Source organism: Carboxylicivirga agarovorans (assembly GCF_050589845.1).
Classification (GTDB): domain Bacteria; phylum Bacteroidota; class Bacteroidia; order Bacteroidales; family Marinilabiliaceae; genus Carboxylicivirga; species Carboxylicivirga agarovorans.
Genome location: NZ_JBNGPA010000025.1, coordinates 71,045 through 86,081 on the forward strand (window position 1 = coordinate 71,045; position 15,037 = coordinate 86,081).

General features: G+C 38.3%; 11 protein-coding genes. 3 read left to right on the forward strand and 8 right to left on the reverse strand.

What is annotated here, in order from left to right; translation table 11 throughout:
* Positions 1-127: 127 nt before the first annotated feature.
* From ACRD69_RS19165 to ACRD69_RS19200, 8 genes are all read right to left on the reverse strand, one after another.
* The gene (locus ACRD69_RS19165; RefSeq protein ID WP_430816748.1) at positions 128-1,240 is read right to left on the reverse strand and encodes a hypothetical protein; all 1,113 of its coding nucleotides are present in this window, start codon (positions 1,238-1,240) and stop codon (positions 128-130) included.
* A gap of 57 nt (positions 1,241-1,297) precedes the next feature.
* On the reverse strand, positions 1,298-2,788 hold the full coding sequence (locus tag ACRD69_RS19170; RefSeq protein ID WP_430816749.1) for a SusD/RagB family nutrient-binding outer membrane lipoprotein: 1,491 nt from the start codon (positions 2,786-2,788) through the stop codon (positions 1,298-1,300).
* 11 nt (positions 2,789-2,799) lie between these two features.
* Positions 2,800-6,201, reverse strand: coding sequence for a SusC/RagA family TonB-linked outer membrane protein (locus tag ACRD69_RS19175; protein WP_430816750.1), 3,402 nt, complete (start codon positions 6,199-6,201; stop codon positions 2,800-2,802).
* Between the two features lie 156 nt (positions 6,202-6,357).
* Positions 6,358-7,347, reverse strand: coding sequence for a FecR family protein (locus ACRD69_RS19180; RefSeq protein WP_430816751.1), 990 nt, complete (start codon positions 7,345-7,347; stop codon positions 6,358-6,360).
* A gap of 69 nt (positions 7,348-7,416) precedes the next feature.
* On the reverse strand, positions 7,417-8,031 hold the full coding sequence (locus ACRD69_RS19185; protein ID WP_430816752.1) for an RNA polymerase sigma-70 factor: 615 nt from the start codon (positions 8,029-8,031) through the stop codon (positions 7,417-7,419).
* Positions 8,032-8,397: 366 nt separating this feature from the next.
* Positions 8,398-9,849, reverse strand: coding sequence for a M56 family metallopeptidase (locus ACRD69_RS19190; RefSeq protein ID WP_430816753.1), 1,452 nt, complete (start codon positions 9,847-9,849; stop codon positions 8,398-8,400).
* Positions 9,850-9,976: 127 nt separating this feature from the next.
* Complete coding sequence (locus ACRD69_RS19195; protein WP_430816754.1) at positions 9,977-10,345, reverse strand: BlaI/MecI/CopY family transcriptional regulator; 369 nt, start codon at positions 10,343-10,345, stop codon at positions 9,977-9,979.
* 87 nt (positions 10,346-10,432) lie between these two features.
* Positions 10,433-10,984, reverse strand: coding sequence for a flavodoxin family protein (locus ACRD69_RS19200; protein WP_430816755.1), 552 nt, complete (start codon positions 10,982-10,984; stop codon positions 10,433-10,435).
* 130 nt (positions 10,985-11,114) lie between these two features.
* Here ACRD69_RS19200 and ACRD69_RS19205 point away from each other — a divergent pair, with 130 nt between their 5' ends.
* From ACRD69_RS19205 to ACRD69_RS19215, 3 genes are all read left to right on the forward strand, one after another.
* The gene (locus ACRD69_RS19205) at positions 11,115-12,023 is read left to right on the forward strand and encodes a porin family protein (protein ID WP_430816756.1); all 909 of its coding nucleotides are present in this window, start codon (positions 11,115-11,117) and stop codon (positions 12,021-12,023) included.
* Positions 12,024-12,038: 15 nt separating this feature from the next.
* Positions 12,039-13,589 (forward strand): WG repeat-containing protein, encoded by a 1,551-nt coding sequence (locus ACRD69_RS19210; RefSeq protein ID WP_430816757.1) that lies wholly within the window; start codon positions 12,039-12,041, stop codon positions 13,587-13,589.
* 204 nt (positions 13,590-13,793) lie between these two features.
* Entirely contained in the window at positions 13,794-14,402 is a 609-nt protein-coding gene (locus ACRD69_RS19215) for a hypothetical protein (RefSeq protein ID WP_430816758.1), read from the forward strand.
* The last annotated feature ends 635 nt before the right edge of the window (positions 14,403-15,037 follow it).

A 15,037-nucleotide genomic window follows, 5' to 3' on the forward strand; every position in this document is an offset into this window, starting at 1 on the left:
TTTATTACGCTCTGGTTTGCAGTAAATAATTGAAATCAATTGGTACAGGTCAAGAAAATGTCCTGTACCAATTGAGGTGTTTCCGACTTATTTTTAATTTAAAAAAGTCTCAAATCGATTTATTTCATTATTGCAAAGGCACTCCTACAGGAGGGATATCCTCAGTAGCCCATTCAGGCGTTAAAGCAATATTCAATAGGGTAATATCCGATACATAATAAGGCATACCCCCTGTAAATATTGACAAGGCATCTGTACTAAGCGCATATACACCATCAGCTGAAACTGATTTAGAAGTACTAAACTCCCCATTTACATACATTGATACTGACTCCTCTGATACCGTAAAGATGACTCTGCTCCATTCATAAAAATAGCCATAGCCACCGTATGAACCGACAGCTGGGAAATAATACCAACCATAATATGAGTAGTATGCTGCATCTGCATCTGAATTAGGGTGGAAAATTGGAGCGTAACTTGAATGATAATCCGCTGACATCATGAAATCATAGATAATGGTATACTCATTTACCTTATCTCCACCAACAGCAGGTAGTCCATGATTTATGGAATAGTGTGTTCCTGCATCAAGTAAAGCAGCACCATCAGTAGCAGTCACACCTGCTACAGCAGTGTGAATCATTGAACCTCCAAGCACAATATCATTACCAACAGTAGCCTTCTCTAGGTCTGATGCATCATCAAACAACCATTGACCCACCAATATTTCCGACAAATCTGGCATTGGAACAGGTGCTACAATTTTAAAGTATGAACTACCGACCGATTTATCAGCATATGAAATATCAAATTTAAGCGGTTTACTTGTACCGTACTCAATATTTAACTCAGCTAGTGTTGTATTAAATGTAACACGGTACATTTCTCCATTGGTAACTGCTGTTTTTTCAGTAAGAACAATATCACCTGTCGTTCCATCCATGGCAGTTATTTGCTCAATTGGCTTTGATACCAATAGTGAAAGCACGACTGGTTGCTCTCCTTTAAAACGCTCTTGCTCAGTTGGATCATATGATAATTCCGCTAACTCTTCCTCGGTATAAGGCAAACCAGTTACGGGATTAGGGTTATCCCATTTAATCGCGTAATTCGTTAAATACCTCTTGTCATTCCATCCTTCGCCATCGTTATCACAACTGGTGGCAAAAAGAATAACCATTCCAAGGAATATGGAAGTTAGCAACTTCAATTTTCTATGTTGAATATGTTTTGTCATGTTTTTCTTTTTTAAAATATTATCATCATTGCTATCAATAAAATGATAATTTTAGTTTTAGTCTTGAAGAATCCACATTACACCATCGCGACTATCTGTTTCAGAGCCAAACTGAGCGCTTAAAGCAGCGCGGTAATTATCAGCATTATCCGTTATTTCAGAGGCAGGATACATCCACCGTACCGGAATTTGCTCTACTAAATTAACTTCAGAAAACTTATAAGTAGGTACGCCGGTACGTCTGGTCATAAAGAATGATTCCCAACCTGAGTTTTCAGCCAACGCGATGTACTGTTGTTCCAAGATTTTGGTTAAACCTGCATCTCCAGTTTCATAAGCACCTGAACCGCTTAAATAATCATCTGTATCAGTGCTACTCACATTGTAGTACTCCATTGAGGCTCTAACGCCATTGTTATAATGCGTAGCAGCATCGGCAGAAATCCATCCTCTATGGGCAGCTTCGGCAATAATTAGCTCTTGCTCTACATAACCAATATAAATGGATGGTTGACCAGCAAAGTTATTGAAGCGGTCGGCATTAGGTTTTGATACTTCACCATTTGCTCTTTTTACGGCATTGGTATTAGCATCGTCTGAAATGTCGCAACCTTCATAAGAATCAAAATCCATTCTAACGCCTTCCGGATCATCCGGATTAGCTTCTAAAGCGACTAATGTAGGATCGGCTACTGAAAACAACCTTGGGTCATGATAATCCTTTAACATATCAATGTAAGTATCAAGGTAAACAATGATATTGATATATTGTGTATTATTCGGATTGTAAATGCCTCTAAAATCATCTTCATCCCAGTGTTCTATTTGCATGTTATCTTCCAACCCTTCCATCAAAGGATAATCGGCCGGGTTATTAATGATATTAGCGAATCGGCCTTTAACATTAAGATCTGCATCATCAGCCTTTATACTCAATGAAATAAGGGTACGAAGCGTAAACGTATTAATAACTTTCTGCCATGCTCTTAAATCTCCATCGAAATAAAAATCTCCGGTCAAGGTGACAGATGGGTTCTCATTAATATAGTCTGCTAACTCATTACTTGCTTCATCAAGCCATTCAAGACATTGAATATAGACCTCTTTTTGAGTATCATACTTAGGTCGGATGATTCCTTCCTCAGCTCTTGCGGCTTCTGACAGTGGGATATCTCCCATATCGCGGGTCATTTGAATATAGTAAATAGAACGTAAAAACTTAGCCATAATTAGATAAGCAGGAGCGTTCGCAGTTATAGCTTCCTCTTCCATCTTACCAATATCTTTGATATCGTTATAGCTAAAGCTTGATGAACCATATCGATAACTAAAATCTCCATAATCAGTATCGGCCCTCAGGTGATACTGCGAGTGCATGTATGTGTTATCAAATGATGCATAAGTACCTGGTATCAAAGCTGTAAACAACAAACCTGGAGCAACCGAATTGGGCTCATTGGGGTTTTCGCGTAACTCTTCAAAATCTAAACAACTACTAAGCAATGCTGTAGCCAGTAGAAGAGAGAATATCTTTATAGTATGTTTCATTATAGTACGAATTAAAATGCTAGATTAATATTGAAGCCATATGTTCTCTGCGAAGGCAATTGTAAATCGGTATTACTTCCGCCCATTGAGTAGGTATCTAAGTCTCCAAATGTATCTGCCTTGGTCCAGTATAATAAGTTACGGCCAACAAAAGATACAGATGCAGCATTTAAGAATGTGTTATCAAGTACTCTTCGTGGTAAATTATAAGTTAAGGTCACCTCTCTAAGCTTAATAAATGATTTGTCGATAAGGTTACTTTGCCACGCTCCCATGTAGTTTTTAGCCCAGCGTTGGTAGTCTACCATCACATCATTGGACGCGTATTGTCTGGTGTCAGAGATAATGTTTCCTTCCGGATCATATTCAACTTCACCACTTACTACTTTAACACCTTCAATAAGCATGGTATTAGCATCGCCGCCATAAGCATAAGCTATGTTCGATAATTCACGCTCTTGATGAACAGCATCAGGATGTGAACCTGAACGCCATAAATCGCGCTCATATTGATCATAAGTAACACCACCAAAACGACCGTCAATCAAGAATGATAAACTCACGTTTTTATAGTCAAAGGTATTGGTCATACTTAATGAGAAATCTGGCATTGTACTTCCATGGTTGACATAAAAATCTGTTACTACCGGCAAACCATTATCGCCAATAATCAACTGCCCATCAGGAGTTCTCTCCCAGTCCGTATACCAGTAATCATCAACTCCGGCTCCAATTTTAACATAACCTTCAGCCGTTTGTGGCGTTCCGTCCGGAAGATTTGGTAACTCATATAAGGTTTCATCCCATGTATCAAAGTTCACCAATACATTCCAGTTGAAGTTACGCTTCTTAATTGGTGTAGCATTAACGGTTAAATCAATACCTGTCTTACGTGTTTTTCTCCCATTCAGCAACATATTAGTATAACCTGCTGCTTCTGAAAAATTTAATGTATAAACAGCTGGCCCATATGTATTTTGATACCATGAAGCATCGATACCAAGGCGATTGTTAAAGAATTTAATTTCTAAGCCGGTTTCAAATGATGAGTTATAAGAAGGTTCCAAATCAGGGTTCTCCAGGTTATCAGGATATTCTGCATAAGGCAGGTTACGAATACGGCTTCCGGTTGAGTATGAATTTATAGCCCCATAAACTCCTAATTCACCAAGTTCATCACCACCCACTTTTGCATAGGCTCCACGTATCTTCAAATATGAAATGGCACTTGGTAAATTAACCATATTACTTATAATACCACTCATCGAAACAGATGGGTAAAAGAAAGATGAATTTTTCTCCGTTAAAACAGATGATTTATCTACACGCCCTGAAACATTCATAAACAAGTAATCTTTAAACCCAAAGTCGGCATAAGCATATAAACTATATACTCCTTTTTGTTCTTTGTAAGAAGTTGGTGTCACTCTGTCAATGGAGTTACTTAGTTTAAATACTCCCGGAACAACCAATTGTGTAGTACTTGCATAGGTGTAACTATACTTGTAAAGGCGTTGGTTACCACCAAAAGATGCCTGAACATCAAATGCGCCATCAAAGAATTTATCCGTATAATTTATAAGGAAATCGGTATTTGAAACCATGCTGTTATCCAGTGTCTGTGAAAATCGTCCTCCCCTGTCTGGCACATCATAATCGTACATATCAACAGGTACTTCTCTTTCACGAACTCTGCTATAGTTGTTAATATGTGTTCTTACAAACATGTCAAACTTGTCGTTAAACTTGTAGTTTAATTTCATAAAGCCTAGAATATCATTTTTCTTATATGGCTGTCTGTATTCATTGGCTACCAGGTATGGGTTATTGTAACGCCAGCTTTCTACCCAATTTTGTTCTATATCTTCTTTTCCTTCTCTCCAGTAGTCTTTATAATTGCGGATATCGTAGTGTGCACCACCCCAAATGGTCATGTTATAAACAGGTGAATGCGGACCATAGTTTGAACGAGGCATATTATCAGCAAACTGATAATTGTATTGTAAAGAGGCATCCAGGTTCAACTTATCAGTGATGTTTAATAATCCTCTTAAACGTAATGTGTTAATGTTTAATTTAGCACCCGGTACTGATGCCTTACTATAACGATAAGTATCAGAAACAGTAAATGACCCTTTTTCACCAACTGTTTGAACAGTTACATTGGTAGAGCTAAGCACACCTGTTTCCATAAAATTCCCTAGGTTATCCTCTCCGCGTGCAACCCATGGCGTAGGAATTCGCTCACCTGTTTCCGGATCGATTGGCGAATCGTACTGAGGCAATAAGCGACCATCAAATTTAGGCCCCCAAATTACATAGTCCATGTCGTTTTTCCCACCGCCTTTACCATCTACATACTCGTAAATACCACTGTCTCCAGGACCATAATCAGTTTGTGCATGTGGAATTCGTAAAAAACCTGTTTGAAACGTATTAGAGGAATTAACGGTAACCGTTGTACCTTTATCGCCCTTTCCCCCTGATTTAGTTGTGATTTGAATGGCTCCATCTCTACCTGCTGAACCATAAAGGGCAGATGCGGCAGCGGCCTTCAAAACGGAGAAACTTTCTATATCGTCTGAATTAATATTCCACATATCGGTTCCTACTGGCACGCCATCAACCACAATTAATGGCACTTCTCCTCGTAAATAGATTCCTGGGTCTGAAAAGAATTCATTACTGTTAGTAATTGTCAAACCAGCCACTTTACCGGTCATTGATTCAATAACGTTAGGTGCAATGGCTTTTTGCACTGACTTACCATCTACTTCCTGAATGGCATATCCAACGCGCTTTTTCTCTTTTGAGATACCAAGGGCGGTAACAACTACTTCGTCCAAATCGGTAAATGCTTCAACAAGCGTAATGTTAATATTGGTTCTGCTCGCAACAACTATCTCCTGACTTTCGAATCCAATAAACGAATATACAATGGTACTTTCAGACGAACTAACACTGATTTCATAGCTACCGTCGATATTGGTAATAACGCCATTGATGGAGTTACCCTTTTCAAAAACATTAACTCCTGGTAAGGGATCGCCTGCAACATCAGTAACATTCCCTTTAATTAATAATGTTTGATTTTGAATTGCTCGATTCGTTTCTTCTGATACTGTAGGAATAAACACTATGAAATCACCTTGCAAACGATATAAATAATCAGTTCCATCCAGCAATTCATCCAGCACCTCAGTAAGTTCTTTGTCTTGCACATGTATACTTACTTCGCGATTGAGTTCAACAAAATCGGCACTATACGCAAAGCGATAATCGCTTTGTTTTTCGATAGCATTTAGCACATCAATCAAAGTCCCATTTTTGATTTTCAAATCAAGTTTTTGTGCCTTTAGTGAAGCAGACAAGTTCAATCCGCAAAATACAATCATCAATACAATTAACTTCATAACCCTAAAGAGTTTTGTTCCACCTACAGCATGCCGAGGCGGTTTCATAAACCACATTTTTTTCATAGATTTGATATGTTTAAATAGTAATTAAACCTGCTTATGCAGATACAAATCAGGGAAGTGGTCGCAACACTTTCCTGATTTCTCAAACAATTATTTTTTATACTTTATTGACTTATATCTCGTCTTATCTAGTGTTACTTTAAAAATGTTATTTTCAGTTTTAATTTTCACTGGTAATGACAGCTGTACGACATCCAGAACATCATCTAAACGATCGTTTTCAATGGTTAAGCTGATATTCAAATTTCGAAGAACCTCATTATCTTCGACGGCGATTACTACACCATAGCGCTGCTCCAGAGAAGTGAAAAAATCAAACAGATTACTATTTTTAAAATGCAAAATGCCATCTTTCCACGATGAGTAGTTCTCTGTACGAACATGTGAAAGCGAGAGCTTTTGTTGATTCATATTAACACTTGCCCTTTGCCCCGGCTCTAATATTTTGATAAAGTCAGGGACATCATCCATGGTAATTTCAATACTTCCTTCTTCAAGCACCACATCTATTGATTGCTCAGCTTTATAAGCATTCACGTTAAAACGTGTACCCAGCACCCTAACATTTAAATCATTAACGTTAAGCAAAAAGTCTTTTGAAGATTTTTTTCGCACATCAAAAAAAGCTTCGCCTGTCATATCAGCACTTCGTTTAAATGAAAACAGAATTGGATTATAGCTTATACTTGAATTGGCATTTAAATGAACAACTGTTGAATCTGGTAAAACAACCTCAATAGTTTGCCCTTTCACAGTTTGCACCGTTAGCACATTCTCAGGCTTAAAAATAAATAGATAAGTTGAAAGCAATAAGCCTATCAACACGATTGAAGCAATGGCTAAAACAGGCTTTATCCATATGAAACGGTTCTTTGGCGAACATTGAACCTGATTTTCAATCGCTCTCCATGCATTCATTGTGGACAAGGGAAGCATTTCCATTTCCTTACTCTTCCACTCTGTTTTCTTTTTCTGAAAAAATTGCAGGTTCAAGTCATCCTTTCTCACAAAACTTAAAAGGATATCTTGCTCTCCTTTAGTAGCAATTCCATTCAGATATTTTTCTATAATTCTTTCCATTTATCCGTTGCGTTTCTACTTGAAATACCCGGACAATAAAAAAAACCCTACCTGTTTCTTTGAAAAAAATTAATAATCCAGAAAAAGATTAATCAGAATACCCAAAGCAGGAAACTTTTCTATTAGATGTTCACGAACTTTTTTCTTTCCAATGGCAATATGTTTTTCAACTGCTTTTATGGAGATACCGAGTTGATTTGCAATATCCTGTTGTTTAACACCGTCTATCTTACTCAATACAAAAACCTGACGGCATTTTTCAGGAAGGCTTTCAAGAGCATTGTCCAACTCTTTTAATAATAACTCCTCCAGCGCTTCTTCTTCTTCACCCAAAAAGTCATAATGGCTTAGAAACTGAAGGTTTTCTATTTTAGCAGAGTTAATATGTGAAATGTAGGTTTTGTGATTACGTAAATAGTTTAAACACCTGTTACGAACTGACTTAAACATTAAGGCCTCAGCTGATTTATCTGGCATCACTTCATGGCGCTTATTCCACATGTTTATAAATGCATCCTGAACAATATCCTCAGCTGTTTCTCTATTTTCGATAAACAAACAAGCGTAATTTAATAAACGTGGGTAAGTCCGTTGAAAAAAGTATTCAAAGCTTTTGATGCAACCTTTGGATATCGATTTCAATAACACTTGCTCTGACTTTAAACCACATTTATTATTCACCATTGTAATTAAAATATTTGCAGAACAAGGTATAAACTTTATTGTAATCTTATAATAGTTTTTTTAGTAGTACTAATAGTAATGATGAATTACCCTATCCAAACCAATGTATGTCATATGTGAATCGCTACACATCCTCATTTCTTATTCTGGTAAACGAAAAATTACTCGAGAAATGTAATTGCGTTGAAAAATACCTCTATACGTTTTGGAATTAAGTGAAATCAGGAGCTATACAAAGGATCGATTGGGTATTGATAAATTCAATAGTATTTATATTCGACAAGCAGAATGATACTCCAGGTCACATACAAAACATGCGAACTATCCACCGATAGTTCGCATGTATTTTATAAAGATCGAATTAATTTAGTTTGCAACAGGCGTAGCATTGCCTTTTTTATTAACGGTAATGGTCGCAATTGATCCGTCATCTCCAAAGACAATGTCAACTCCCTTTTCTTTATATTCCTCAATCATTTGAGCCTGCTCTTCAGGGCTGTACTTTTTAGCATTTTCTGCACGTTGTTCCTTAATATCATCTCCCCCATTCAAAGAGAAGTTAATAGGGATGGTAAAGCTCACATTAACAGCTCTCCCACGCTGTTTACCAGGCTTCCATTGCGGCATCGATGAAACAACACGAACAGCCTCATCATCGAGTATGGTATGGCCGCTGCTTCTGGCAACTTCAACATTTTTAACATAGCCATCATCACCAATAATAAAAGTAATGTATGATCGTCCGAAGGCACCTGCCGCCTGAGCTTCAGAAGGGTACTTTACCTTCTTGGCAATATATTCTCTCAAGCCCTGCTCTTTACCCGGAAACTCAGGCATCTTTTCAACTATAAAAAACACTTCTCCAGTTCCGGATTTAAGCTGTGCATTGGAATTTTCAATAGCCTCTTTCATTTCACTTTCTTCCTGGGTTAGCTCTGGCGGTACATCGCGCAGCTCACAGGCAAACAGCACTGCCACCATTGACAGAGTAACAATGGCAAACACTGATTTTAAACTAAATATTTTTTGAATATTATCTTTCTTCATCATGGTAAATCGTTTTTTTGTAAGCGACTGATTGAAGTTATTAACCGGCAACAGGCGGGCACCCGTAGCCTGAAACAACAACAACTCTTTGTAACTTTTAGCTGAATAACCTTTTTCAAGTACCTGTTGATCGGCCTGAAACTCATGTAGTTCTTTTAGCAAACTGCGCAAGAACCACGCAAAAGGATTGAACCATTGAACAATCAGCAGTAATTCGAGTAAAAGCACATCCCAACTATGCTTTAAGCGAACATGTGTGAGCTCGTGAATCATGATCTGCTCCAACTCCTCATCAGAGTATCGCGACTGATTGACAAACACCACATTAAAGAATGAAAACGGGTTAAACTGACCGGGCAGATCAGCTACTTTATACCCCTTAAAATTAACCAGATTTACTTGACCGGCCAATCCGCCCAATCGGATAAAACCATAAAGCAAACGCAGCATTAAGCCTCCGCAACCAATAATGTACAACCATTTAAATGCAGCAGATTGTGCCACCACCGGCACAACCACAGCTTTTGTATTTTGGGCATAAACAGTTATGGTTTCAAGTACGTTACCCACATATACCTCGCCCTCGGGCACCATTGTTCTGTATATCGAAAAGCTTATTAACGGAACAACAGTAGCCAGCAATAAAGCGCTTAATAAGTAAAAGCGATTAAACTTAAATGTTGGTTCGTAATGCATTACCAGCCGGTAAAAGGCTGTTAAAAAACCTAATATAACCGCTGATTCAAATAAATAATTGACTATTACATCCATAGTATTAGTTGTTAAGACTAACAGGATTGCAGCAACAATACCAATAAGGCTTATGAAGTGGTTCCATAACAGATAAAAGTGTCTGCAATCTTATCAGTTTAAATCACCACCACATAAATTGTAGCTGCTATTCCTTATCCAAATCTTTCTTTACATCATTCAATAATTCTTCCAGATCTTTGACATCCATATTATCTTCCTTTGCAAAAAAGGATACCATATTTCTAAAGGAATTCTGAAAATAATTTGACATAAAGCGGTTCATAAAAGCTTTTTTATAAAGCTCTTTCGACACTACCGGAAAATACACATACCCTTTGCCTACCTTTTCATGGTCGACAAATCCTTTGTTCTCGAGAATACGTACAATGGTGGATACGGTATTGTAAGCCGGCTTGGGTTCCGGCATAAGTTCTACGATGCTTTTAACATTGGTTTTGCCCAGCTCCCATAGTTTTTGCATCACTTGTTCTTCTGCTTTGGTCAATTCTTTCATTCTATTCAACTAAATTGTTAGTTCAAATATAAGGCATCTTTTTCTGCAGGCAAACTTTTTCCACTATATTTTTAGTTGAAAGAACTTTTACACTTCTTCCTTTTGCATAATCTTAACAGCCAGATCCAGTACAAAATCATGTTTCTTTAGTAATAGTTCGGCATCACCCTCGTCATATGCCTGAAGGGTAATAACATCAATCAGCCCCATACCCAGTGCTTTAAAAACACGCTTGAACTGCTCAATGGTCATGTCACAATCTCCCTCTCCCGAACCGGCCGGCAATATTAATGCAGCTCGCTTTCCATATAGCTTCTTATTGGCAAAATAAGGTCTGAAACGATCTATCATCAGTTTAGTTTGTGCCGAGGGGCCAAACCAGTATATGGGTGTTCCGAAAATAATCACATCAGCCCACTCAAGGTTCTTATACAAAACGTTCATACCATCGTTTTGGATACATTCCTGATCTTCCGCTTTACAACGACGACAATCGATGCAAGGCTGTATTTTATGATGATAGAGATAATAGGTTCGGCAGGTAACACCTTTACCTGATAAATGCTCCGTCAAACGATTGGCCATCGTGGCTGTATTACCATTGATCCGTGGGCTTCCTATAAATATTGCGACGTTCATAAGGCTTAGATTAAAATATTAACATTCAATATACTAATGTTTTATGAGTTTTTCTAGCCTGATATGAATTTTCGCTGTAACAAATGAAGAAACACGAGCGTCCTACTCCTGAATATCAAAAACTACAACTATGAAAAACTTCTTTCTTATAATATCGGCCTTTACTTTTGTTTTACTAACGACAACCAAGGGTCTTGCACAGGAGAAATCTAAAAACATTGTGAGCATTGAAGAAAAGAATGGTAAAAACATAATCAAAGCTCCCGGTGTAAAACTAGAGGTTGATGAACGCAATGATACCATAACCAAAATCACAATTGGCAGACGCCGTTTTGAAGTCATTGAGGATCACGATCGGGCACGCATCAGAATGGTGCGGGTGCCTCGCGAGAAGTTCAAAGGCCACTGGGCCGGTTGCGATTTGGGTTTTAATGGTTACATGACATCTGATTTCTCAACCGACCTGCCTCCCGAGGCCATGTTTATGGATTTAAATGCATCTAAGTCGGTTATGTTTAGCATTAACTTCCTGCAATATAACATTGGACTACAAAAACATAAAAACAACTTTGGAATGGTGCTTGGTGCCGGCTGGACATTCTATAACTATCGCACCGACCTGCCTTATACCTTTGAGCGTGATCCGGAAACCGGCAAAACCATTGGCGTACCAATACCTGAAGAGCGAAAAGTGGAGAAAAACAAGATAACCACATCATTTATTAATATCCCGCTTTTGTTTGAGTTACAAATACCGGCGTCTGAACAATTTCATCGTTTCTATATTTCAGCGGGCCCCTACTGTGGTTTTAAACTGGGCGGACACACAAAAGTTGTTTATAAAGAGAACGGGGACCGCAGCAAAGACAAAGGTCGCGACGATATCAACCTGACGGCATTCCAGTATGGAGCAATGGTACGTATGGGTTATCGCTTTATTAATTTGTATGCCTCCTACAATTTCTCAACTTTGTACAGCGAAAACAGAGGACCGGAGCTTTATCCTTTTACAATAGGACTATCGCTTATTCAATTTTAAAAAATATCAGATACCATGCAAAAGCTACTTGTAACAACCATATTACTTCTTCTCATACCGTTATTTGGCATGCAGGCACAGACGATAGAGCCTGAAATAGCATCGCTGTATGAACGCCATTGGGAAATAGAATCGGGAATTTACAGGGTACTGAAAGACGGCAAGGTTGGTATTATAAAAGCCAATGGTGAAATTATTGTGCCATGTGAATACAACCAGGTATGGAACCTTGATGACAATGGTTTTTTCAGAGTATTAAAATCAGGTAAAGCAGGGGTTTTTCACATCAGCGGGCAAATCATTATTCCAACTGAATATGACCAGGTGTGGCCATTTAACGATGGCTTGGCAAAAGTGCTAAAACATGGTAAACTCGGTTATTTCAATAAAGAAGGTGAACAGGTCGTTCCTTGCGAATACCAACAGATATGGGCCTTTGACAATGACAGGGCCCGGGTTCTCAGAGCTGGTAAAATTGGCTATATCGACAGGAATGGAAATGAAATCATTCCTTGTGAATATCAGCAAATATGGTCATTTGAAGATGGTAAAGCGCGCATACTGAAGGATGGAAAAGTAGGTTACATCGATTACATGGGAAATGAAATAATTCCTCCGATGTATTCTCACATATGGGAGTTTGAAGACGGAAAAGCCAAAGCATTACTTGAAGGTCAAATGGTATGGATCAATGAAAGTGGACAGCCACTGGACATACCAATACCAACCAATGATTATGACGAATCACCATCAACGAAAATTACCACGAAAGGCAATAAGGAAAAAGAAGTATTGATTGAAGATGAAGATGGTAATAAAACGCATATACGAATTTTAGGTGGTGACATTGTGGTCAATGAAAAAGGCAATGACACCTATATTGAAATTGGTGGCAGAGACAGGGACCGCTACAGGTACAGATCAAGACGGTTCAAGGGCCACTATACCGGAATTGAATTTGGCTTTAACAACTATGTCACATACAATAACAGCACCAGCCTGCCTGCTTCAGATTCATACATGGAACTGGATGCCGGCAAATCGAACACCTGGGCCATTAATGCCATTCAATGGAGTATTGGCCTCGACAGACGTGGCAACATTGGCCTTGTTACCGGCCTGGGAATTGAATGGAACAACTATCATTTCTCAAACCCCATCATCTTAACAAAAGACGATGAAGGCAACATCACTTATGAAGATGCAACCCGTCCGCTTGATAAAAACAAACTGGTGACTACGCATTTGAACGTGCCCTTGCTTATGGAATTCCAGATACCCACTAACCGGCACCGCAATTCATTTTATTTCTCGGCCGGAGGTATTGGTGGCATGCGCATAAACTCATATAACCGTATTGTATACGATGATAATGAAGCTCCGCACAAGCAAAAGAAAAAAGGCAGCTATAACATACAAAAGTTTAGATACGGCGCCATGGTGCGCATGGGTTACCGTGCCATTAACCTCTATGGCACCTACTACTTCTCTACCCTATTTGAAGAGAATAAAGGCCCCGAATTGTATCCGGTATCGGTAGGACTCTCTGTCTACCTTGATTTATAAAACAACTTTATATAATTAATAAGGCATGGCCCACAAAGTAGTTTCTTTGCAGGCCATTTTTTTTGTATAAAAACAGTACAAAAGGTTACAGCTTATACACGCGATAAGGGCATCTTATCAAAGGAAAGGATCAACCCATGTAATTAATGAGTACAATTATTATTGTAATAATATATTTGCCGGACACACTTTAAAATATAATACATGAAAAAAATTCTATTGCTAGTAATAGCATGTGCACTGACAAGCGTAGGCTTTGCGCAAAAACTAAAAACAATTGATGGCAAGCCCGATTGCATCAAAGGCGATCAGAATATAAACATCATATTTACTTATGATGACCTGAAGGTTGGCAAGATGGATGAAAGCGACTATATCAAACGCGAAATTTCAGAACGCGACGAAAAAGAGCAGGGTACAGGAGAAGAATGGAGTGGCAAATGGAAAAAAGACCAAACAGACAGATATCCGGTAAAATTCATTGAGCTGTTTAACATTCATGGCGGTAAGCTGTTTGGCTCAAAAGTCGTTGCCAATAACGAAACAGCTAAATACACCATGTGTGTAAATACGTCGTTCATCGAACCGGGTTTTAACGTGGGCGTAATGAGAAAGCCTGCTAAGACAAACCATATCATTACCATTTTTGAAACGGCTAATCCTGATGTGATCCTCCATAAGCTGGAAATTATTGCCAGCCCGGGAACAGGAGCTGCAGGTTACGATTTTGATGCAGGTTTGCGTATCCAGGAGTCTTTTGCAAAAGCTGCCAAAGAATATGCCCAATACATGTATAAGAAACATTTAAAATAGGTTTCAGATATACCATTCAAATGCCCGTTACGATAAAGTATCGGGCATTTTTGATACTATCATTAAAAAGTGGGACCTGCAGGGATCACAAACAAAAGTTGACTCCAAACACAAAATCTGATCATAGAAAAAGTTTTTTACGGATGTAATCGTTTCATTCCCGATAGATATTTCTGCCCGGTTTAATTAATCAATCCTTCATAGTTCCTTCGATGTTTGTTCGATGTTCGTTCGATGTTTGTTCGATGTTTGTTCGATGATAACTCAATAAACATTGAGGCTGATTTAATGGATCAATAGGTTAATTTTTGAGAAATACAGGTATTAATGGATCATATACAAAAGCTGGGTCTAATCTGGAAATGTTTAATTTTCTGGCGAATTAGAAATAAACTAAAGAGGCTATTAAGGAAGTTACCAGCTTTTCTAAATGCATAATGGATCCAGTTTGTAAATAAGATATTTCTTAGGCTGAAGACCTAAAACATCACAACAAGGGGCGTTGCCTTTTAGTGTTCGAAAAGAAGTTTTATAAACGTATAGATCTATGCATCATGTAAATCAGCTCTCCTCCTTACAAAAAGCTACTCTTTACTGTTATTATTGTTCAATATGCTCATAGCAAGCAAATAACC

Bases quoted from the DNA above. Each gene is read 5' to 3' on its own strand.
- ACRD69_RS19180 (WP_430816751.1), bottom strand. From the start codon at position 7,347: ATGGAAAGAATTATAGAAAAATATCTGAATGGAATTGCTACTAAAGGA.
- ACRD69_RS19195 (WP_430816754.1), bottom strand. From the start codon at position 10,345: ATGAAAGAATTGACCAAAGCAGAAGAACAAGTGATGCAAAAACTATGG.
- ACRD69_RS19170 (WP_430816749.1), bottom strand. From the start codon at position 2,788: ATGAAACATACTATAAAGATATTCTCTCTTCTACTGGCTACAGCATTG.
- ACRD69_RS19215 (WP_430816758.1), top strand. From the start codon at position 13,794: ATGAAAAAAATTCTATTGCTAGTAATAGCATGTGCACTGACAAGCGTA.
- ACRD69_RS19210 (WP_430816757.1), top strand. From the start codon at position 12,039: ATGCAAAAGCTACTTGTAACAACCATATTACTTCTTCTCATACCGTTA.
- ACRD69_RS19205 (WP_430816756.1), top strand. From the start codon at position 11,115: ATGAAAAACTTCTTTCTTATAATATCGGCCTTTACTTTTGTTTTACTA.
- ACRD69_RS19185 (WP_430816752.1), bottom strand. From the start codon at position 8,031: ATGGTGAATAATAAATGTGGTTTAAAGTCAGAGCAAGTGTTATTGAAA.
- ACRD69_RS19190 (WP_430816753.1), bottom strand. From the start codon at position 9,849: ATGGATGTAATAGTCAATTATTTATTTGAATCAGCGGTTATATTAGGT.
- ACRD69_RS19200 (WP_430816755.1), bottom strand. From the start codon at position 10,984: ATGAACGTCGCAATATTTATAGGAAGCCCACGGATCAATGGTAATACA.
- ACRD69_RS19175 (WP_430816750.1), bottom strand. From the start codon at position 6,201: ATGAAGTTAATTGTATTGATGATTGTATTTTGCGGATTGAACTTGTCT.
- ACRD69_RS19165 (WP_430816748.1), bottom strand. From the start codon at position 1,240: ATGACAAAACATATTCAACATAGAAAATTGAAGTTGCTAACTTCCATA.